Annotated in this window: 17 protein-coding genes and 1 riboswitch; of the genes, 12 read left to right on the plus strand and 5 right to left on the minus strand. The window is 61.6% G+C overall.

Annotation, left to right across the window (positions count from 1 at the left end):
* The first annotated feature begins 7 nt into the window (after positions 1-7).
* Complete coding sequence (locus AT6N2_RS10570; protein WP_209086545.1) at positions 8-1,285, plus strand: L-fuconate dehydratase; 1,278 nt, start codon at positions 8-10, stop codon at positions 1,283-1,285.
* Here AT6N2_RS10570 and cobD read toward each other — a convergent pair.
* On the minus strand, positions 1,267-2,313 hold the full coding sequence (gene cobD / locus AT6N2_RS10575; protein ID WP_209086548.1) for a threonine-phosphate decarboxylase CobD: 1,047 nt from the start codon (positions 2,311-2,313) through the stop codon (positions 1,267-1,269). The genes AT6N2_RS10570 and cobD overlap by 19 nt on opposite strands.
* On the opposite strand from cobD, the gene cbiB reads away from it, so the two are divergent.
* Positions 2,312-3,277, plus strand: a complete 966-nt coding sequence (gene cbiB, locus AT6N2_RS10580; RefSeq protein WP_209086550.1) for an adenosylcobinamide-phosphate synthase CbiB — start codon at positions 2,312-2,314, stop codon at positions 3,275-3,277. The two genes, cobD and cbiB, sit on opposite strands and share 2 nt — an antisense overlap.
* Here cbiB and AT6N2_RS10585 read toward each other — a convergent pair.
* Positions 3,264-4,721, minus strand: coding sequence for a cobyric acid synthase (locus tag AT6N2_RS10585; protein ID WP_209086553.1), 1,458 nt, complete (start codon positions 4,719-4,721; stop codon positions 3,264-3,266). The two genes, cbiB and AT6N2_RS10585, sit on opposite strands and share 14 nt — an antisense overlap.
* 1 nt (position 4,722) lies before the next feature.
* Positions 4,723-5,340, minus strand: a complete 618-nt coding sequence (cobO, locus tag AT6N2_RS10590) for a cob(I)yrinic acid a,c-diamide adenosyltransferase (protein ID WP_209086556.1) — start codon at positions 5,338-5,340, stop codon at positions 4,723-4,725.
* A gap of 127 nt (positions 5,341-5,467) precedes the next feature.
* A riboswitch (cobalamin riboswitch) is annotated at positions 5,468-5,680 on the plus strand.
* A gap of 117 nt (positions 5,681-5,797) precedes the next feature.
* Between cobO and AT6N2_RS10595 the strand changes: the two genes are divergently transcribed.
* The 7 genes from AT6N2_RS10595 to AT6N2_RS10625 are packed head-to-tail and all read left to right on the plus strand — an operon-like array spanning position 5,798 to position 14,166.
* Positions 5,798-6,223 carry a DUF1636 family protein gene (locus AT6N2_RS10595; protein ID WP_063951533.1) on the plus strand — a complete coding sequence of 142 codons (426 nt, stop codon included), beginning with the start codon at positions 5,798-5,800 and terminating at the stop codon, positions 6,221-6,223.
* Positions 6,220-7,257 carry a cobalamin biosynthesis protein CobW gene (cobW, locus tag AT6N2_RS10600; RefSeq protein WP_209086572.1) on the plus strand — a complete coding sequence of 346 codons (1,038 nt, stop codon included), beginning with the start codon at positions 6,220-6,222 and terminating at the stop codon, positions 7,255-7,257. Before AT6N2_RS10595 ends, cobW begins: the two co-directional genes overlap by 4 nt.
* A gap of 55 nt (positions 7,258-7,312) precedes the next feature.
* On the plus strand, positions 7,313-10,660 hold the full coding sequence (gene cobN / locus AT6N2_RS10605; RefSeq protein ID WP_209086575.1) for a cobaltochelatase subunit CobN: 3,348 nt from the start codon (positions 7,313-7,315) through the stop codon (positions 10,658-10,660).
* Positions 10,660-12,012, plus strand: coding sequence for a precorrin-3B synthase (gene cobG, locus AT6N2_RS10610; RefSeq protein ID WP_209086578.1), 1,353 nt, complete (start codon positions 10,660-10,662; stop codon positions 12,010-12,012). The genes cobN and cobG overlap by 1 nt, the downstream gene beginning before the upstream one ends.
* Positions 12,012-12,644 (plus strand): precorrin-8X methylmutase, encoded by a 633-nt coding sequence (locus AT6N2_RS10615; RefSeq protein WP_063951529.1) that lies wholly within the window; start codon positions 12,012-12,014, stop codon positions 12,642-12,644. Before cobG ends, AT6N2_RS10615 begins: the two co-directional genes overlap by 1 nt.
* Positions 12,641-13,408 (plus strand): precorrin-2 C(20)-methyltransferase, encoded by a 768-nt coding sequence (locus AT6N2_RS10620; RefSeq protein WP_209086581.1) that lies wholly within the window; start codon positions 12,641-12,643, stop codon positions 13,406-13,408. Before AT6N2_RS10615 ends, AT6N2_RS10620 begins: the two co-directional genes overlap by 4 nt.
* Positions 13,405-14,166 carry a precorrin-3B C(17)-methyltransferase gene (locus AT6N2_RS10625; protein ID WP_209086584.1) on the plus strand — a complete coding sequence of 254 codons (762 nt, stop codon included), beginning with the start codon at positions 13,405-13,407 and terminating at the stop codon, positions 14,164-14,166. The genes AT6N2_RS10620 and AT6N2_RS10625 overlap by 4 nt, the downstream gene beginning before the upstream one ends.
* On the opposite strand, the gene AT6N2_RS10630 is transcribed toward AT6N2_RS10625, so the two are convergent.
* The gene (locus AT6N2_RS10630) at positions 14,133-14,915 is read right to left on the minus strand and encodes a cobalt-precorrin-6A reductase (RefSeq protein WP_209086587.1); all 783 of its coding nucleotides are present in this window, start codon (positions 14,913-14,915) and stop codon (positions 14,133-14,135) included. The two genes, AT6N2_RS10625 and AT6N2_RS10630, sit on opposite strands and share 34 nt — an antisense overlap.
* Here AT6N2_RS10630 and cbiE point away from each other — a divergent pair.
* From cbiE to cobM, 3 genes are read left to right on the plus strand one after another with little or no spacing between them, the layout of a single operon-like run.
* Positions 14,914-16,191 carry a precorrin-6y C5,15-methyltransferase (decarboxylating) subunit CbiE gene (gene cbiE / locus AT6N2_RS10635; RefSeq protein WP_209086590.1) on the plus strand — a complete coding sequence of 426 codons (1,278 nt, stop codon included), beginning with the start codon at positions 14,914-14,916 and terminating at the stop codon, positions 16,189-16,191. The genes AT6N2_RS10630 and cbiE overlap by 2 nt on opposite strands.
* Positions 16,185-16,604 (plus strand): cobalamin biosynthesis protein, encoded by a 420-nt coding sequence (locus AT6N2_RS10640; RefSeq protein ID WP_209086593.1) that lies wholly within the window; start codon positions 16,185-16,187, stop codon positions 16,602-16,604. The genes cbiE and AT6N2_RS10640 overlap by 7 nt, the downstream gene beginning before the upstream one ends.
* Positions 16,601-17,374, plus strand: coding sequence for a precorrin-4 C(11)-methyltransferase (gene cobM / locus AT6N2_RS10645; RefSeq protein ID WP_063951524.1), 774 nt, complete (start codon positions 16,601-16,603; stop codon positions 17,372-17,374). The genes AT6N2_RS10640 and cobM overlap by 4 nt, the downstream gene beginning before the upstream one ends.
* Here cobM and AT6N2_RS10650 read toward each other — a convergent pair.
* On the minus strand, positions 17,329-18,459 hold the full coding sequence (locus AT6N2_RS10650) for a cobalt-precorrin-5B (C(1))-methyltransferase (RefSeq protein ID WP_209086596.1): 1,131 nt from the start codon (positions 18,457-18,459) through the stop codon (positions 17,329-17,331). The two genes, cobM and AT6N2_RS10650, sit on opposite strands and share 46 nt — an antisense overlap.
* Positions 18,460-18,486: the final 27 nt, after the last annotated feature.

Genomic DNA, 18,486 nt, shown 5'->3' on the forward strand with positions numbered 1-18,486 from the left:
ACCGGCCATGACCAAAATTACAGATCTGCGTGTTTTCGACCTGCGTTTCCCGACCTCCCAGAGCCTTGATGGTTCTGACGCGATGAACCCCGACCCGGATTATTCGGCGGCTTACGTCATTCTCGACACCGACGAGCCGGGCCTGAAGGGCCATGGCCTGACCTTCACCATCGGCCGTGGCAATGACATCTGCTGTATGGCCATCGAAGCGATGCGGCACCTGGTCGTCGGCACCGATCTTGCCACCGTCACCGAAAACCCCGGCAAATATTGGCGACATTTGACGGGTGATAGCCAACTGCGCTGGATCGGTCCGGATAAGGGCGCGATGCATCTCGCCACCGGTGCCGTGGTCAATGCCGTGTGGGACCTGCTGGCCAAAAAGGCCGGCAAGCCGGTGTGGCAGCTCGTGGCCGACATGAACCCGGAAGAAATCGCCGATATTGTCGATTATCGTTACCTCACCGACGTGCTGACCCGCGACGATGCGCTGGCGATCCTCAGAAAGGCCGATGCGGGCAAGAAGGAACGTATCGAGACGCTGAAGAACGAAGGTTATGCCTGCTATACGACGTCGGCTGGCTGGCTGGGTTACGACGACGCCAAGCTGCGCCGTCTTTGCCAGGAGGCGATCGATGCCGGATTCAACCATGTGAAGATGAAGGTCGGCCGCGATCTGGAGGACGATATTCGCCGCCTCACCATTGCCCGTGAGGTGATCGGTCCCGACCGTTACCTGATGATCGATGCCAATCAGGTATGGGAAGTAGATCAGGCGATCGAATGGGTCAACAAGCTCGCCTTTTCCAAGCCCTTCTTCATCGAAGAGCCTACCAGCCCGGATGATGTTGCGGGCCATCGCAAGATCCGTGCCGCTATTGGCTCGGTGAAGGTGGCAACCGGTGAAATGTGCCAGAACCGCATTATATTCAAGCAGTTCATCGCCGAGGGCGCGATTGATGTCGTGCAGATCGACAGCTGCCGCATGGGTGGCCTGAACGAGGTACTGGCGGTTCTCTTGATCGCCGCCAAATACAATTTGCCGGTCTGGCCGCATGCTGGCGGCGTCGGCCTCTGCGAATATGTGCAGCACCTGTCGATGATCGACTATCTGGTGGTGTCGGGCACCAAGGAGGGCCGCGTGATCGAATATGTCGATCATCTCCACGAGCACTTCATCGAGCCCTGCGACATCAGAAACGCCGCTTACATGCCGCCGAAACTGCCGGGCTTCTCCATCGAAATGAAGCCGGAGTCGATCGAGACCTACACTTTCGAAGGATGACTGAAGGCGAGCAGCGCTTCTTCGAGGCGCTGCCATTCCGCTTCGCTACCGGGAAGGCCGAGACGCATGTCATCAGGTCTTTCATCGAAGATACGCACCAGAATGCCGCGACGGCCAAGACGGTTGAACAGTGCCTTGGCACGCTCATCCCGCACCAGTGTGAAGAGGGACGTGCCACCAGCGATTTTTAACCCCGCCTTTTTCAGCATTTCGTTGAGGCGTCGTGCCTCCTGCGCAAGCCGCAGACGCATGGATGATTGCCACGCCTTGTCCGCCAGCGCTTCGGTCGCAATATGCAGCGCCGGGCCGGAAACCGCCCATGGGCCAAGCCTTGCCTCGAGTTCGGCCGCGATGTCGGGATGCGCAATGGCAAAACCCAGGCGCACGCCCGCCATGCCGTAAAATTTGCCGAAAGATCGCAGGACTACCAGCGCGTCGTCACTGGTCGCATCCGCGAGACTGTCGGCGACGCCCGTTTCGATAAAGGCTTCATCAACGACAACAAAGCCGCCTTCGCGACCTCTCGCCCGGGCGAGCGTGAGTAAAGCGTCGCGATTGGTGACGCGACCGTCGGGGTTGTTTGGATTGACCACCACGATATAGCCGTAGGTCGACAGCTCGCTGATGTTTTCCACTTCCGTAACGGTAAGCCCCGCCATCCGCGCGGTCCGGGCATGTTCCGCATAAGCGGGCGAAAGCACGGCACCGTTATGGGCTCCACGATCGATGGCGATCTGCGCGAGCAGAGGCATCAGCATCTGGGTGCCGGGAGAGAGCGTTACATGCCGCGCGGATGGCGCGCCGAAATGGGCTGCTGCCAGCTGTTTCAGTTCCTCTGCTGCACTTGGTTCCGGCAGGCGGGCAAATGCGCTGGCGGGAATGGGCGAATGCGGGTAGGAGTGCGGGTTGATCCCGGTCGAAAGGTCGATCCACGGTTCAGGTGCTTCCGGAAACATCAGACGCGCCTTGCCGAGATTGCCGCCGTGACGGATCGCAGCTTTCGCCTTATCTGGTACTGTCTCGCCCATGTTCTTTGCTCTCGCTTTCCTGTCGCTCTTGATCGAACGCGTCACCGGCTATCCGAACTGGCTGTTCCGGCGCATCGGGCACCCCGTGACCTGGATCGGTTCGCTTATCGCGCTCATTGACAGAAAATGGAACCGGGAGAGTGCGTCATTTTCACAGCGCAAAACTGCAGGTGTGGCGGCGCTCGCGGTTTTTGTCGGGCTGACGCTGCTCATCGCCTGGTCTGCTCAGTCCGTTCTGCTTTTCCTGCCGTTGGGTTTTTTGCTGCTTGCCGTTTTCGGCGCGTCGCTCCCGGCGCAGAAAAGTCTTGAACAGCATGTTGAGGCTGTCGCCACCGCTTTGGAGCGGGAGGGTGTCGAAGGCGGCCGTAAGGCGGTGTCGATGATTGTCGGCCGCGATCCGCAACGGCTGGATGAGGCTGCAATCTGCCGCGCAGCGATCGAAAGTCTGGCGGAGAATTTCTCCGACGGTATCGTTGCGCCGGCCCTCTGGCTTGGTCTGCTGGGCCTGCCGGGCGGGGCTGCTTACAAGGCAATCAATACGGCCGACAGCATGATTGGCCATCGGTCCCCGCGTCACGAGGCCTTCGGCTGGGCCTCCGCCCGTCTTGATGATCTCGTCAATCTGCCGGCCTCGAGACTGAGCGGCTTTCTCTTCGTTGCCGCAGCATTTTTCGTGGAGGGCGCATCCCCTCGCGATGCCATTGCCGCGATACGCCGCGACGCGCACCATCATCGCTCCCCCAATGCCGGCTGGCCGGAAGCGGCCATGGCCGGTGCGCTCGGCTTTGCGCTCGCGGGCCCCCGCTCTTATGGTGGGCAGATGATCGAAGCGCGTTTCATGGGCGAAGGCGGAAGGTCGGTGCTGGTTGCCGGTGATATTCGCAAGGCATTGCGGCTGGCGCGGATCGCGGATCTGTTGCTGATCGGCCTGTTCGGACTTCTGGCGATCCTTATCGCGCTATAGCAAGCAACCTGTCGAGATCGAGGTGCTGCTCCATATGAGCAGCCAGACGGTCGAGGACCGCATCCACCTGCGCATCATAATTCAGGTCGGTGCCCTGCCCGCCGAGACGCTCCAGCCATGCGCTGCGCTGGCTGTCATCCGCAAAAAGACCGTGGATATAGGTGCCGAAGACACGGCCATCGGGTGAGATCGCGCCATCGTCATGTCCATTGATCGTCGAAAACGGCAGTTCGCCCGCTATTCCCGTGGTTTCCCCGACATGCATTTCATAGCCGGATAAACTAACGCCATCAAAACTTGCGCCGTGAACGGAAACGAGCCGCTTGTCACCCGTCAAAACCGTGTCGACATCAAGCAGGCCGAGCCCCTCGACAGTCGCCGGCGGTCCCTCGATGCCGTCAGGATCGGCAACGGTTTTTCCGAGCATCTGGTAGCCGCCGCAAAGGCCGAGAACGTAGCCGCCGCGGCGCACATGCGCCTTTATGTCGATGTCCAGGCCCGCATCTTTCAGCACGGAGAGATCGGCAATGGTGGATTTCGAACCGCACAGCAGAACCAGCCGGCAATCGGCGGGGATCGTCTCACCTGGCCGCACGCGGATCAGTTCTACATCCGGTTCCATGTCGAGAGGATCGAGATCGTCGAAATTGGAAATATGCGGTAGGATCGGCACGGCGATGCGGATTTTTGCGCCCTGTTTTGGCTTTGCCGGGCCGGAAAGTCCAAGCGCATCTTCCGCTGGCAGCTTTCTCGCATCGGCAAAGTGCGGCAGAAGGCCGATGGAGGCCCAGCCGGTCTTTTCCGCGATGATCCGCATGCCATCGGAAAACAGCGCCGGATCGCCTCGAAATCGGTTGACGATGAAACCTTCGATCATCGCCGCGTCATCGACGTCGAGCACCGCCCTGGTCCCGACGAGGCTGGCGATGACGCCACCGCGGTCGATATCCCCGATCAGGATCACCGGCGCATCGGCTGCCCGGGCAAAACCCATATTGGCGATGTCATTGGCGCGCAGGTTTATTTCCGAGGCGCTGCCTGCCCCTTCCACCAGCACCAGATCGGCGCGCTGTTTCAGGTGCTCGAAACTATCAAGCACGCGCGGCATCAGCCCGGCCTTCATATGCTGATAATCGGCCGCCTTGGCGTTACCGATGATCTTGCCCTGCACGACCACCTGTGCGCCGGTTTCGCTCTGCGGCTTCAGCAGCACCGGGTTCATGTGCACGGAAAGCGGCACGCCCGCTGCCCGCGCCTGTAGCGCCTGCGCACGGCCGATCTCGCCACCATCCGCGGTGACAGCGGCATTGTTCGACATGTTCTGCGGCTTGAACGGCACGACGGAGAGGCCGCGCCGGGTGAATGCGCGGGCAAGGCCGGCCACCATCAGCGATTTGCCGACATCCGAGCCCGTTCCCTGAAACATCAGCACCCGTGCAACCATGTCAGAATTCAATCCCCGCCTGCGCCTTCACGCCCGCCTTGAAGTGGTGTTTGACGAGGGTCATTTCCGTCACCATATCCGCCGCGTCGATCAGCGGCTGCTTGGCATTGCGGCCGGTGACGATGACGTGCAAATCCGGCCGGCGGCTGGACAGTGTCTCAACAACCTCCGCCAACGGCAGGTAGTCGTAACGCAAGGCGATGTTCAGTTCGTCCAGAACCAGAAGGCCGATCGTTTCATCGGCCATCAGAGCCTTGGCCTCCTCCCATGCCTTCGTAGCCGCTGCGACATCACGTTTCAGATCCTGCGTGTCCCAGGTGAACCCTTCGCCCATGGTGCGCCACACGATCCTGTCGCCGAACAAGCTCAGGGCCTGCTGTTCGCCTGTCGACCAGGCACCCTTGATGAACTGAACGATGCCGACCCTTCGCCCGGTGCCGAGCATTCGCAGGGCGAGGCCGAAGGCCGCTGTGGACTTGCCCTTGCCGGGACCCGTGTTGATCATCAGCAGACCTTTTTCGATCGTCTTTTCAGCAACCTCGGCGTCCTGCACCGTCTTGCGATTGACCATTTTCTGCCGGTGGCGCTCGGCTTCGTTGGCGCTGATGTCGCGTGTCATTCAATTTCCTCTTCTTCCACCTGTGCGGAGTCGCCCGCCACAGGAGCGGCGACTATACCCAATTTGCCGCACCCGGCAATCTGCTGTGCCGATGGCTCGCGGCATTGACCCATGCTTCCGTTCAGCCTAAGGGTAAGGGACTGACGGTCTTTTCGCGGCAACGGGAAAAGCTAAGAGGGAACACGGTTCCACCCCAACGTTGGGTCATTCCGTGGCTGCCCCCGCAACTGTAAGCGGTAAGCCCGCACCGTAAAGCCACTGGACCCGCAAGGGGTTCGGGAAGGCGGTGCCAAGGCGTCAAGCCGCGAGCCAGGAGACCTGCCGTTTCAGGAAAAACGTCTGCCGGGCGGGGTGCTCCGGTCAGTCGGTTCGTTCGAAGGTTCGGCTTGCGGCCACCCGCGTGCCGTCTTTGAATCCGCACCCCAAGATTTTTGCAAGGCGCGGGAAACGATACGGCTTGGATATTTCAGCGACATCTTCTTCCACCAGCGGAAATACGCAGGACGAAACGGCGCCCGGCGTGACCGTTTTCATTTGCAGAAGCTGCCGTGATGAAGCCGATCCCAATGCCGAACCGCGCCCAGGTTCGCGCCTCGTCGAAGCCGTCATGGCTAAGGCTGAGGAAGCGGGTGTCACGGTTCGTTCCGTCAACTGCCTTGCCAATTGCAAGCGCGGCCTCAGCGCCGTGCTGCGCAGCGCCGACGGCTGGTCCTACGTCTTTGGTGGGCTGACAACCGACGGCGCTGATGATTTGCTGGCCGGGGCGAAACTGCTTGCTGCTGCCTCCGATGGCCTGATGCCGTGGCGCGGCCGCCCCGAATCCTTAAAGCGCGGCATGGTCGCGCGCATTCCCCCTTTCGATTTTACCGAGGAGAGATCATGAGCACCCTAATGGACCGCGTTCCCTGCACCATCGTTACCGGCTTTCTGGGGGCTGGCAAAACCACGCTGCTGCGCGGCCTTCTCGAAAAACTTGACGGCAAGCGGCTCGCCATCATCGTCAACGAGTTCGGCGACATCGGCATTGACGGCGAAATCCTTAAAGGCTGCGGCATTGAAAGCTGCCCCGAGGAAAACATCGTCGAGCTGGCCAATGGCTGCATCTGCTGCACGGTGGCGGATGATTTCCAGCCTGCGATCGAACAAATCCTCAGCCGCCAGCCGAAGGTGGAGCACATTCTCATCGAGACCTCGGGTCTCGCCCTGCCCAAGCCGCTGGTACAGGCCTTCCAGTGGCCGGCCATCAAGAGCCGGGTCACTGTCGATGCCGTGGTGGCCGTGGTGGATGGGGCTGCACTTGCCGAGGGCCAGGTGGCTCACGACATGGAGGCGCTCGCCGCCCAGCGCGCCAATGACGAAGCGCTCGACCACGATGACCCTGTCGAAGAGGTTTTCGAGGATCAGGTCGCCTGCGCCGATCTCATCGTGCTCACAAAGGCTGATCTTCTTGACGTTGCTGGTTTGGAGAAGGCCAAGGCGCATATTCTCGGCCATCTGCCGAAGGCGGCAAAGATCGTCGTGGCCTCCAATGGCGCCATCGACCCGGCCGTGCTGATCGGCCTTGGCCTTGCCGTCGAAGACGATATTGAAAACCGCCGCACCCACCATGACGGCGAACTTGACCACGAGCATGATGACTTCGACAGCTTCGTCATCGATTTGCCTGCCGTGACCGATCCGGAAGCCCTGGCGATTCGCATTGCCGAAACGGCAGCGGCTGAGAATGTCCTGCGTATCAAGGGCTTCATCGAGGTATCCACCAAGCCGATGCGGTTGCAGGTGCAAGCCGTCGGTAGCCGCGTGAACCACTATTACGATCGGCCGTGGGCCGCAGGTGAAGAGCGCCGCAGCCGCCTTGTCGTCATCGGCGAAAAGGGTATCAACCGTGAGAAGATCGAGCAGATGCTGGCTGCCTGACACACGGATTTATCCGGGCGCAAGCAGCGACAGACGTCTGATGGACATGCTTTAGATGCATATTCTTGCCACCACATCATCGTCTCTAGACGACCTGATCGAGCCGGTTGACCTCAACCAGCCCCGCTCAGATGTGGTGATGCTGTCTTTTTCAGCAAGCGATCTGGCGGGGCTGGAACAGGCTTGGCGACAAGCTCAGGAAGCGTCGACCACCCTCTCCTGCGCCAACTTGTCAGAGCTTCGGCATCCCATGTCGGTCGATCTTTGGATCGAAAAGACGGCGGAGCACGCGCGCGTGATCCTTATCCGGATTCTCGGCGGCGCGGAGCGCTGGCGTTACGGCGTCGACCAGCTTTCCATGCTCGCGCGGCGACGTGGCATCAGGCTTCTGCTCCTGCCGGGCGAATGCAGCGAGCGGGACGAAAAACTGGAGGCTGCTTCAAGCGTCGGTCAAGACATTTTAGTGTCCGCTCTTTCGTTCTTCCGCGAGGGCGGGCAGGAAAATATGCGCCGCCTTGCCGCCGGTCTTGCTGCCCTAGCAAGGGATGGGGTTTGGCCGGAGATCATGGCCGAACCGTTGCCAAAAGTCGGTTTTTACCGCCCGGGTTCAGGCGTGGTGGACAGGTTGCAAGCCTGTGCCGGCTTTGCCGTCGGCGCGCCGGTTCTGCCCATTCTCTTTTATCGCTCCATGCTTTTGGCGAATGATGTCGCGCCCGTGGATGCCCTGTATGAGGCGCTGTCGCGCCGCGGCTTTGCGCCCGTTCCGATTTTTGTCAGCGGCCTGAAGGATCGCGAGGCGATCCGTTTTCTCGCGACCGTGTTGCCCGATATTGCGCCCGCCGCCATCGTTGCAGCGACCGCTTTTGGCAGTCAGACGGATGATGACGGGGCAACCTTGTTCGACCGGATGGGTATTCCGGTGTTTCAAGTGGTGATGGCAACGACGCGACGGGATGGCTGGGCGGAAAACGCCCGCGGTCTCAACCCTTCCGATCTTGCGATGCATGTGGTCCTGCCGGAATTGGATGGCCGGATTCTCGCCGGTGCGATCTCATTCAAACAGGCGCGCATGGGTGGCACCAGCCTGATCAATGTCCCCGAGATTGACCGTGTCGAACAAGTGGCAAACCGCATTGCCGCTTTGTTGCGCTTGCGGCGTGCTGCTGCTCGGGATCGCCGGATCATTGTCCTGATGCCTGACTATCCCGGTGCCGCGCCGGGGCGAACCGGCTACGCCGTCGGTCTCGATGTGCCGCAAAGCGTTCTCGAAATATTGCGCGATCTGAAGCAGGCGGGCTATGCGGTGGAGGACATTCCCGAAACGGCTCGAACACTGCTCGAACGGGTCGACGCGCAGGAAGCTACGGTCGATCTGTCCATTTATGAGAAGTTTCTTTCCGGACTACCGCCGGCAGCCGCCGCTTCAATTACTGCAACGTGGGGCGCTGCAGGCGATGACCAGGGGTTGAGGGAAGGCGCTTTTCGGTTTCGGGCCGCCCGTTTCGGCAATGTGATTGTGGCGCTTGCGCCAGACCGCGGGCGCAATGAGGATAGACGGGTGGATTATCATGACCCGGCGCTCCCGCCCCGGCATGCCCTTGTTGCTTTCGGTGTATGGATGCAGCGGGTGGCCGATGCCCATGCCATCGTCCATGTGGGTGCGCACGGCACGCTGGAATGGTTGCCTGGCAAGACGGTGGCGCTTTCGCGAGATTGTTTCCCCGAAATCGTCACCGGCTCATTGCCTGTCGTCTACCCCTTCATCGTGTCAAATCCTGGTGAAGCGGCGGTGGCAAAGCGGCGGATCGCGGCCGTAACGATCGGGCATGTTCCTCCCGTGCTCGTCAATGCCGGGCTTTCGCCGGAGCAGTCGGCGCTGGAGCAACTGGTCGATGAGTATGCGCAGGCTGACGGGCTGGATCGACGCCGGCGTGACCGGCTGGCAAAACTGATTGTTGAAAAGGCGCTGGAGACCGGGCTTGCGGCCGATGCGGGTGTGGCCGCGAAGGATGATCCGGATGCGGCGCTGTCGCGCATCGATGCCTTTCTATGCGACCTCAAGGACTTCGCGATCAAGGACGGCCAGCATGTGTTCGGACGTTGTGACGAGGATGAGACCGATCCTTTGAGGTGGCAGAGCGCCGAATCGGAAAAAGCCGCCCTGCTTGCCGCGCTCGACGGCCACCATATCGTGCCCGGGCCTTCCGGTGCACCCGCGCGCGTAAGGCTTGATGTGCTTCCTACCGGTCGCAACCTTTATGCCGCTGATCCCCGCACCATGCCGACGCCGACGGCATTTGAACTCGGTAAAATGGCAGCGGAAGAGATATTGCGTCATCATCTGCAAACCCATGGTGAGTGGCCGAAAAGCCTCGTCTTCGATCTCTGGGGCAGCGCCAGTCTTCGTAACGGCGGCGAGGATGTGGCGCAGGCGTTGCATCTGATGGGGGCACGTCCGATGCATGATCCCGCGACCGGCCGCGTCACCGGTATCGAGGTTCTGCCGCCGGCCAGCCTCGGGCGACCGCGCGTTGATGTGACGTTCCGCATTTCCGGCCTGTTCCGCGATATGTTTCCAGCGCTGATCGCGCTTCTCGACGCCGCTGCCAAAACAGTCGCGCGCCGGGATGAAGCGCCGGGCGATAATCCTCTGGCGGAAGAGGCCGCGGCACTCGGGCGTATTCCCCCGCGCATCTTCGGTTCCGCGCCCGGCACCTATGGCGCCGGTATTGAGGAAAAATTGGCGAGCGGTACCTGGGATGAACGCGAGGAGCTGGGGCGGGCATATCTCGAGGCTGCGAACCATGCTTTTGGCGGCGCCGATGGGCTCGACATCGTTGAAGATGCCGGCTTTACCGAGCTGGTGCGCCGGGCCGATCTTCTCGTTCACACCGGCGATGATCCCGGTCGGGATCTGCTCGACGGTTCTTCCGATGTCGCCTTCATCGGCGGTTTTTCCGCGGCGAAGGCTGCGCTCGGAGATATTGCCGACATCGTCGCGTTGGATACGACCGACCCGGCCCGCCCGCGTGCGCGGACGATCTCCCAGGCGCTGACGCGGGTGGTGCGCGCACGCGCCGTCAACCCGCGCTTCATCGCCGGCCAGATGCGGCATGGGCCGCGGGGTGCAGCGGAATTGCTTGAAACTGTCGACCGTCTGATCGGATTTGCGGAGACGACGCATGTCGTGTCCTCATCTCTCATCGAATCCCTCTATGACGCCTATTTGGGTGACGAGGCCGTGCGCGACTTTCTTCTGCGGGAAAACCCGACAGCCGCGCGGGTCATGGCAGAACGCTTTTTATCCGCACGCCGTCGTGGGTTGTGGCACAGCCGCCGAAATGCGGTTGATGCCGAACTGGAGATGCTGATCCTGCCCTTTTCCGAAAGGAGAAAGGCCTGATGGCCGTCGCCGCCGATACCGTTCAGCCGTTTGGCCGCCGTGGCGTCTGCCCCGCCCTTTCCGCCCCCATGCGGACCGGCGACGGACTTTTGTCGCGAATTGCTTTTGAGGCCGATATCTCCCCGCGGGAGATGACGGCGCTTTGCCAACTTGCTGAGCGACATGGCAACGGATTGATCGACATCACCGCCCGCGGTGGCCTGCAATTTCGCGGTCTGACGCCCGACAGTGCGATTGCGCTGGAGAAGGACGTGCTGGCGCTGGACCTGCCGCTTCGTCACGGACTTGCGGTCGAGACCTCGCCTCTCGCCGGTCGGGATGATACGGAAGTAATTGATGCCCGCCCGCTCGCCGCAGCAATTCGGCAAGAGGCTGGCAGGCTTCGACTTCATGAAAAACTTGCCGCCAAGATGTCGGTTGTCGTCGATGGGGGCGGCCGCCTGCCCATGGGCGGTTTGGTCGCCGATATTCGCCTGAAGGCAGCATCGCTCAGCGGCAAAACCCTCTGGCAATTGATGCTCAGCGGGCCGGAGCCGACGGCAACGAGAGTGGGACTGGTGGAGACGCAAGCGGCGGCGGATGTCGTCGTCTCCCTGCTTGTCCATCTGGCTGCCCGAGGACCGCTTGCCCGCGGCCGCGATCTGGATCATGCTTCGACGAGGTCGATCTGTGGCGATCGCCTGCTGGATGTGGAGGTTGCCGATGAAACCGCTGATAAGTCTCTGCCACTGGGACTGATGACGACGGCAGTGGATTGCTTTGGTGTGGGTATAGCCCCTGCTTTCGGACAACTCCCGGCTTCCGGGCTGGCGAAGCTCTGCGAGCAGGCTGGTGCGCTCGGTATCGAAACGTTGCGGCCATCGCCGAACCATAACATGCTATTCTTCGGTCCTGTGACGGCCTGCGGCCACTTGCTCGCGGTGGCGCGCGAGACGGGTTTTATCACTGCTGTTCGGGACGCGCGCTCTTCGGTTGCCGTGTGCGCGGGGGCACCCAGATGCGGGTCTGCTTTCTTTCCGACCCATGAGCTTGCAGCATTCGCGGCTGAAGAATGCCCTTCCCTGCTGGATGGCTCTTTCACGCTTCATATTTCCGGCTGCGGCAAGGGATGTGCGCATCCCGGAACGGCGCTTCTGACACTTTCCGGCACCGCCGAAGGCCTGGCATTTTCCATTTCGGGCCGTGCCGGCGACTTGCCTCACGGCATTTTGCCTTTTCAGCATCGCAGGACGGCGCTTTCGCGACTTGCCCGTCTTTACGAAAAAGAACATAAGCCCGGAGAAAACGCCGCTGCCTTTCTTGCCCGGCTGGGCGAAGGGGTAATCGTTGCGGCGCTTCGACAGGATGACTGATGACCCACTATGACTATATTCACGACGGCAATGCGATCTATGAGCGCTCCTTCGCCATCATCCGTGAAGAAGCGGATTTGTCCGCCTTCAGCGATGAACAGGCAGATATCGCCATTCGCATGATCCATGCCTGTGGGCAGGTGGAAGCGGCAACCCACTTCCGCTTTTCACCGGATTTCGTCGCCGCTGCACGCGGTGCTCTACGAGCTGGCAAACCTGTTCTCTGTGATGCGGAAATGGTTGCCCACGGCGTGACGCGCGCCCGTCTTCCTGCAAGTAATGAGGTTGTCTGCACCCTCCGCGATGCGCGCACGCCCGAGATTGCGAAACGGATCGGCAATACACGCTCCGCCGCCGCACTTGATCTATGGGCGGAGAGGCTGGACGGCGCCCTGGTCGCTATCGGAAATGCGCCGACTGCCCTGTTCTATCTCCTTGAGATGCTGGAAAATGGCGCTCCCCGCCCGGCGGCCATCATTGGCATGCCCGTTGGTTTTGTGGGTGCGGCAGAATCGAAGGACGCGCTGGAGGCAAGTTCGCTCGCTATTCCCTATGCTATCGTCAAGGGGCGCCTGGGCGGCTCGGCCATGACCGCCGCTGCGATCAACGCGGTTGCGAGGGCAGGCCTTTGAGCGCGGCACTTCTCGAACGCCCCGTGGGCAAGCTTGTTGGCGTTGGCACCGGCCCCGGCGATCCCGAGCTTTTGACGCTGAAAGCCGTGCGGGCCATCGAAAATGCCGATGTTCTTGCCTTTTTCTGCAAGAAGGGAAGCAGCGGGAACGGTCGCGGCATTGTCGAAGCTTTTATTCGTCCCGGCACGCTGGAAATGCCGCTGGTTTACCCTGTCACCGTCGAAAGCGACAAAAACGGTGAGGAATACCGGGATGCGATCGCGGCTTTTTTCGATCAGTCGGCGAAGGATATTGCCCTGCATCTCGAGGCCGGGCGCAATGTTGCCGTGCTCTCCGAAGGCGATCCGCTGTTTTATGGTTCCTATATGCACCTGCATCTGCGGCTGGCGCCGTCTTATCCCGCGGAGGTCGTGGCTGGCATCACTGCCATGTCGGGATGCTGGTCCATGGCTGGACTTCCGCTGGTGCAAGGCGACGACATTTTAAGCGTGCTTCCCGGCACGCTCGGCGAAGACGTCTTGACGGACCGCCTGTCCGGCACGGATGGGGCGGTGATCATGAAGGTCGGACGCAATTTGCCGAAAATCCGCCGGGCGCTGGAAAAGGCCGGTAAACTCGAAGACGCGCTTTACGTCGAGCGCGGCACCATGGCCAACAGCCATGCGGTGCGGCTTGTCGAGCGAGATGCGTCGCCTGCTCCATATTTTTCGCTGGTTCTGGTTCCTGGATGGAAAACAAGACCCTTGGCTGGTGAAAAGCCATGACGGGCAGGCTCGTCGTCGTCGGTCTTGGCCCAGGCAAACGGGGCCAGATAACGCCGGAAGCGCTCGCTGCCGTCGAGGATTCCGACGATTTTTTCGGTTATTTTCCATATATCGAGCGGCTGTCGCTTCGGCCGAACCAGCGTCGCCATGCCTCCGACAATCGAGAGGAAATTTCCCGCGCCGAGCAGGCTCTGCGGCTTGCGGCCGAGGGCGGCAAGGTTTGCGTGGTTTCGGGCGGTGATCCCGGTGTTTTCGCCATGGCGGCTGCGGTCTGCGAGGCCATTGAAAAGGGGCCAGCGCATTGGCGCGAGATCGATTTTTCCGTCATACCGGGCGTGACGGCGATGCTCGCGGTTGCGGCAAGGGCCGGCGCGCCGCTCGGACATGACTTCTGCGCCATATCGCTGTCGGATAATCTGAAACCCTGGGGTATCATCGAAAAACGGCTGATCGCGGCGGCGGAATCCGGGTTCGTCATGGCCTTCTACAATCCCGTTAGCAGGGCGCGGCCGCACCAGCTAGGTACCGCTTTTGATCTGTTGAGGGCGCATTTGCCGGGGTCGGTGCCGGTTATCTTCGGCCGTGCGGCTGGTCGGGAAGACGAGCGTATCCGCGTCGTGCCGCTCATCGATGCGGCGAGCGATATGGCTGACATGGCCACCTGTATCATCGTCGGCTCGGTGGAAACCCGTCTGATTGAACGTCCCGGCAAGGACCCGCTCGTTTATTCACCGCGTTCTTCGAAAAGAGAAAGCTGATGGGCAATGGCGGTGAGCGCAGCGGGAATGTCCGACACCGTGATAGCACTCGTGGATGGGTCGCTTCGCTGCTGCGGCCGCTCGATCATGATGACGGGCAGGCGCAGCCGCCGCGCAGCATCGATCTTGCCATAGCTCGCACTGCCACCCGAGTTTTTCGAAACCAGAATGTCGATCCGGTTCTCGGCGAGCATGCGGATTTCATCCTCCAGCGCGAAGGGACCGCGCGCCGTCATATACCGCGCCTGCGGGAGGGCCAAAGGCGGATCCACGGGGTCGACGCTGCGGATGAGATAATGGTGCTGGGGTGCGGCTTCGAAAGGAAGAAGCTCCTGCCGTCCCAAAGCCAGAAACACGCGCCTGCTTTCGCTTCCGAGGGCGGCCACGGCCTGTTCGACGCTGCTCACCTCATGCCATGTTTCACCCGGCTGGCGCTGCCAGGCAGGCCGGGAAAGGACGACAAGCGGAACTTTGGCGAGCCGCGCCGCCTCAACGGCATTGGCGGAAATTCTCGCCGCATAGGGATGAGTTGCGTCCACGAGAATGTCGAAACCCCCGCTGCGAAGGAAATCCGCAAGACCGCCGGCGCCACCAAAGCCACCACTGCGCATCGGCACCGGCTGTTCGACAGGCGAAAGTGTTCTGCCAGCCATGGAGAGCAGAATACGATAACCGGATTCCTGCGCCAGCCGGCCTGCCAGTATCCGGGCATCCGCCGTGCCGCCAAGGATGAGTATGGAGCGTGTCATGATGTCTGAATATTCCGGAACGGGACGAGCTTCCATAAAAAATAGGGCGTCCAAAGAAAAGAAAGAAAAGCCGTGGCTCTCCATCGTCGGCATAGGTGAAGATGGGCTGACAGGACTGGGCAGCAAGGCGATTGCGGCGATTGAAGCGGCCGAGGTGGTTTTCGGCGGCAAACGCCATCTGGAGTTGGCAGCCGCGGCTATTCGCGGTGAAGCTCAGCGCTGGCCGGTGCCGTTTGATACTGAGGTGAGCGATGTCGTTGCGCTGCGCGGCAGGCGAGTCTGTGTGCTAGCGTCAGGCGATCCGTTCTTTTTTGGGGTCGGCGTCACGCTTTTGCGGCAAATCGAGGCAGACGAGGCGGTTTGCCATCCCTCGCCCTCTGCCTTTTCGCTCGCGGCTTCGCGGCTTGGCTGGGCCCTGCAATCAGCTGAGTGCGTTTCGTTGCACGGTCGTTCCATCGATCTTCTGCGGCCGCATCTCCATGCGGGTGCGCGCATCATTGCCCTGACGTCTGACGCGCATGCCCCGGCTTTGATTGCCAATTTGCTGTCTGACCTCGGTTTCGGCCAATCGAAATTCATCTTGCTCGAAGCGCTCGGCGGAGAGCGAGAGCAGCGGCGGCAGGTCAGGGCGGCCGATTTCGCCCTTGAAGACATAGACCCGCTGAATGTGGTCGCGATTGAGGTTGTCGAGGCCAAGGGTGCGCGTGTCCTGCCGTTCGGCCGCGGTCTCGATGACGCCCTGTTTGAACATGACGGGCAGATCACCAAGCGTGAAATTCGAGCCGTGACACTGTCATCACTCGCTCCCCGGCGGGGCGAATTGCTGTGGGATGTAGGCGCCGGTTCAGGCTCAATCGGGATCGAGTGGATGTTGTCGCACCCCTCGCTTCGCGCTATCGCCATCGAGCAGCACCCGGATAGGGCCGAACGTGTGGCCCGCAATGCTGAGGCCTTCGGTGTTCCGGGGCTCGAAGTCCTGATCGGAGCGGCCCCTGAAGCCTTTGAAGGCTTGCCCGCGCCGGACGCGATCTTCATCGGCGGCGGCGGCAGTGAAGCGGGCGTGATGGACGCTGCGCGGGCGGCCTTGAAGCCCGGCGGGCGGCTGGTTGCCAATGCGGTCACGCTGGAGATGGAAGCCATGTTGCTTGCCGCCCATGCCCGGCTTGGCGGTTCGTTGATCCGGCTCGACGTGGCGCGGGTCACGCCCGTCGGCACCATGTCGGGCTGGCGCCCGGCAATGCCGGTGACGCAGTGGAGCTGGGTCAAGCCATGGTGACCGTGGCCGGCATAGGTTGTCGCAAGGGCGTGAGCGCCGATGCCGTCGTCGCCGCCATCCGCGTTGCGGAAAACGCCTTTGGCATGGCGGCCGAGTGTCTGGCATCGGCCCCTCTCAAAGCCGGGGAGGCCGGATTGGTGGAGGCGGCCCAAAACCTGTCGCTGCCGCTGAAAATCATCCCGCAGGCGCGGCTGGATGCCGTTGCATCTAAAACATTCACGCAATCGCGCGCGAGCCTCGATCATTCCGGTTCGCCCAGTGTCAGTGAAGCGGCAGCGCTTGCCGCAGCGGGAAAGAATGGAAGGCTGGTCGCGCCGCGTCTCGTGGCTGGCAACGTAACAGTGGCGATGGCGACGACCGATGGTGCCTTAGCCGAGAATGGTTGCGCCATCGAAGAGGGAGAAAAAGAATGACCGTTCACTTCATCGGCGCTGGTCCGGGCGCTGCGGATCTCATCACGGTACGCGGGCGCGATCTTATCGCGGCCTGCCCGGTGTGCCTTTATGCGGGCTCGCTGGTTCCGAAAGCGCTAATCGATTATTGCCCGACGGGCGCCCGTATCGTTGATACTTCAGCTCTTTCGCTCGATGAGATCGAGGCGGAATTCGTGACTGCTGCAAAAGCTGGCAAGGATGTCGCGCGGCTTCATTCCGGCGACCTTTCCGTCTGGAGCGCAATGGGTGAACAGATTCGTCGTCTCGAGCGGCTTGGCCTCGACTACACCGTGACGCCGGGCGTGCCATCTTTTGCCGCCGCCGCCGCCACCCTGCAGCGGGAGCTGACGGTGCCGGAAGTGGCGCAGAGCCTTGTTTTGACGCGCATTTCAGGGCGCGCATCGAAAATGCCTGACGGTGAAACGCTGAAGGCTTTCGGCCAAACGGGCGCGACGCTCGCCATCCATCTTGCCATTCATGCCATCGGCAAGGTGGTGGAAGAGCTGACACCGCTTTATGGCTCCGATTGTCCGGTCGCCATCGTCGTTCGCGCTTCATGGCCGGATGAGCGCATTATCCGGGGAACGCTGTTCGATATTGAGGGAAAGCTCGCCGCCGAGCCGGTGGAGCGCACCGCGCTGATCTTCGTCGGTCGTGGACTTGCCGCGACTGACTTTCGCGAAAGTGCGCTTTATAGCGCCGATTACGTCCGGCGGTTCCGGTCTCCAAAGGAGGATGCCGCGGACTGATGCGACGGTGTGGAGGCGGTGCGCCCCTTCAGTGCACCCTGACGATCGAATACAAGAATATCGAGAGCAATGGCGGGGGTTTTCAGCGCTGCCGCTGCAGTCACCCACGCTTTTTCCGCGACAATTGCGCCGAGGTCTATGCCGGCCCGGTCTGCCAGCTGAAAGGCATGCGCGACCATGTTGGCTTCACGGATGGCCATTGCGAGATTTTCGTCCCCCCCGGCTTCTGTCGCCAGTTCCGCCAGCGCGTCAAGATCAGCCAGACCCTTTTTGGAATGCACGTCGAGCATCCCTTGGGCGAGCTTGGTCATCTTTGCAACGCCACCCGCAATCGTCACCCGCTCGACCGGATGGCTGCGCAGATACTTCAACATGCCGCCGATAAAATCGCCCATGTCGATCAGCGCGGTTTCCGGCAGATCGTAAAGCGCCTGCCCGGCTTTTTCGGATGTATCGCCGGTAGCGCCGAGAAGATGAGTGCAGCCGGTTGCCCGCGCGACGTCGATGCCGCGCCAGATGGAGTGAATCCAGGCCGAGCAGGAAAAGGGAATGACGATACCCGTGGTGCCGAGGATAGAAATTCCGCCAACGATGCCGAGCCTGCCGTTCAGGGTTTTTTGAGCCAGCCGCTCCCCATCGCGGACGGAAATCTCCACCTCGAAATCGGCATCGTCTCCCGCGACCTCGCGAATGGCGGCCTCGATCATCCGTCGCGGTACAGGGTTGATAGCGGGTTCCCCGGGCGGCAGCGGCAGGCCCGGCCGGGTGATGGTGCCGACGCCCTTGCCTGCCTTGAAAGTGACGCCACTTCCCGGCCTCCCCGGCCGCACTGTGCTTTCGATCAACGCGCCGTGGGTAACGTCGGGATCGTCGCCCGCGTCCTTGATCACCCCTGCACGGGCGAAGTTTTTACCCCTTTCCTCGGTGGCGAGGGAAAATGCAGGTCGTGCGCCGCTTGGAAGTTCGACCTCGACAGGGTAAGGAAACTCGCCGGTCAGAAGGGCGGCGCAGGCCGCCTTCGAGGCTGCCGCCGCGCAGGTTCCCGTGGTCCAGCCGCGGCGAAGGGTCTTTCCATCCGTATCCATGTGAATTTCTATAGCCGCGACGGCATT

It is taken from the genome of Agrobacterium tumefaciens (assembly GCF_017726655.1).
In the GTDB taxonomy this organism is placed as follows: domain Bacteria; phylum Pseudomonadota; class Alphaproteobacteria; order Rhizobiales; family Rhizobiaceae; genus Agrobacterium; species Agrobacterium tumefaciens_B.

Excerpts from the sequence above, each read along its gene's own strand:
- cobW (WP_209086572.1), top strand. The coding sequence starts at position 6,220 with ATGAGCACCCTAATGGACCGCGTTCCCTGCACCATCGTTACCGGCTTT.
- cobG (WP_209086578.1), top strand. The coding sequence starts at position 10,660 with ATGGCCGTCGCCGCCGATACCGTTCAGCCGTTTGGCCGCCGTGGCGTC.
- AT6N2_RS10630 (WP_209086587.1), bottom strand. The coding sequence starts at position 14,915 with ATGACACGCTCCATACTCATCCTTGGCGGCACGGCGGATGCCCGGATA.
- AT6N2_RS10650 (WP_209086596.1), bottom strand. The coding sequence starts at position 18,459 with ATGGATACGGATGGAAAGACCCTTCGCCGCGGCTGGACCACGGGAACC.
- cobM (WP_063951524.1), top strand. The coding sequence starts at position 16,601 with ATGACCGTTCACTTCATCGGCGCTGGTCCGGGCGCTGCGGATCTCATC.
- cbiB (WP_209086550.1), top strand. The coding sequence starts at position 2,312 with ATGTTCTTTGCTCTCGCTTTCCTGTCGCTCTTGATCGAACGCGTCACC.
- AT6N2_RS10625 (WP_209086584.1), top strand. The coding sequence starts at position 13,405 with ATGACGGGCAGGCTCGTCGTCGTCGGTCTTGGCCCAGGCAAACGGGGC.
- cbiE (WP_209086590.1), top strand. The coding sequence starts at position 14,914 with ATGATGTCTGAATATTCCGGAACGGGACGAGCTTCCATAAAAAATAGG.
- AT6N2_RS10640 (WP_209086593.1), top strand. The coding sequence starts at position 16,185 with ATGGTGACCGTGGCCGGCATAGGTTGTCGCAAGGGCGTGAGCGCCGAT.
- cobD (WP_209086548.1), bottom strand. The coding sequence starts at position 2,313 with ATGGGCGAGACAGTACCAGATAAGGCGAAAGCTGCGATCCGTCACGGC.
- cobO (WP_209086556.1), bottom strand. The coding sequence starts at position 5,340 with ATGACACGCGACATCAGCGCCAACGAAGCCGAGCGCCACCGGCAGAAA.
- cobN (WP_209086575.1), top strand. The coding sequence starts at position 7,313 with ATGCATATTCTTGCCACCACATCATCGTCTCTAGACGACCTGATCGAG.
- AT6N2_RS10615 (WP_063951529.1), top strand. The coding sequence starts at position 12,012 with ATGACCCACTATGACTATATTCACGACGGCAATGCGATCTATGAGCGC.
- AT6N2_RS10570 (WP_209086545.1), top strand. The coding sequence starts at position 8 with ATGACCAAAATTACAGATCTGCGTGTTTTCGACCTGCGTTTCCCGACC.
- AT6N2_RS10585 (WP_209086553.1), bottom strand. The coding sequence starts at position 4,721 with ATGGTTGCACGGGTGCTGATGTTTCAGGGAACGGGCTCGGATGTCGGC.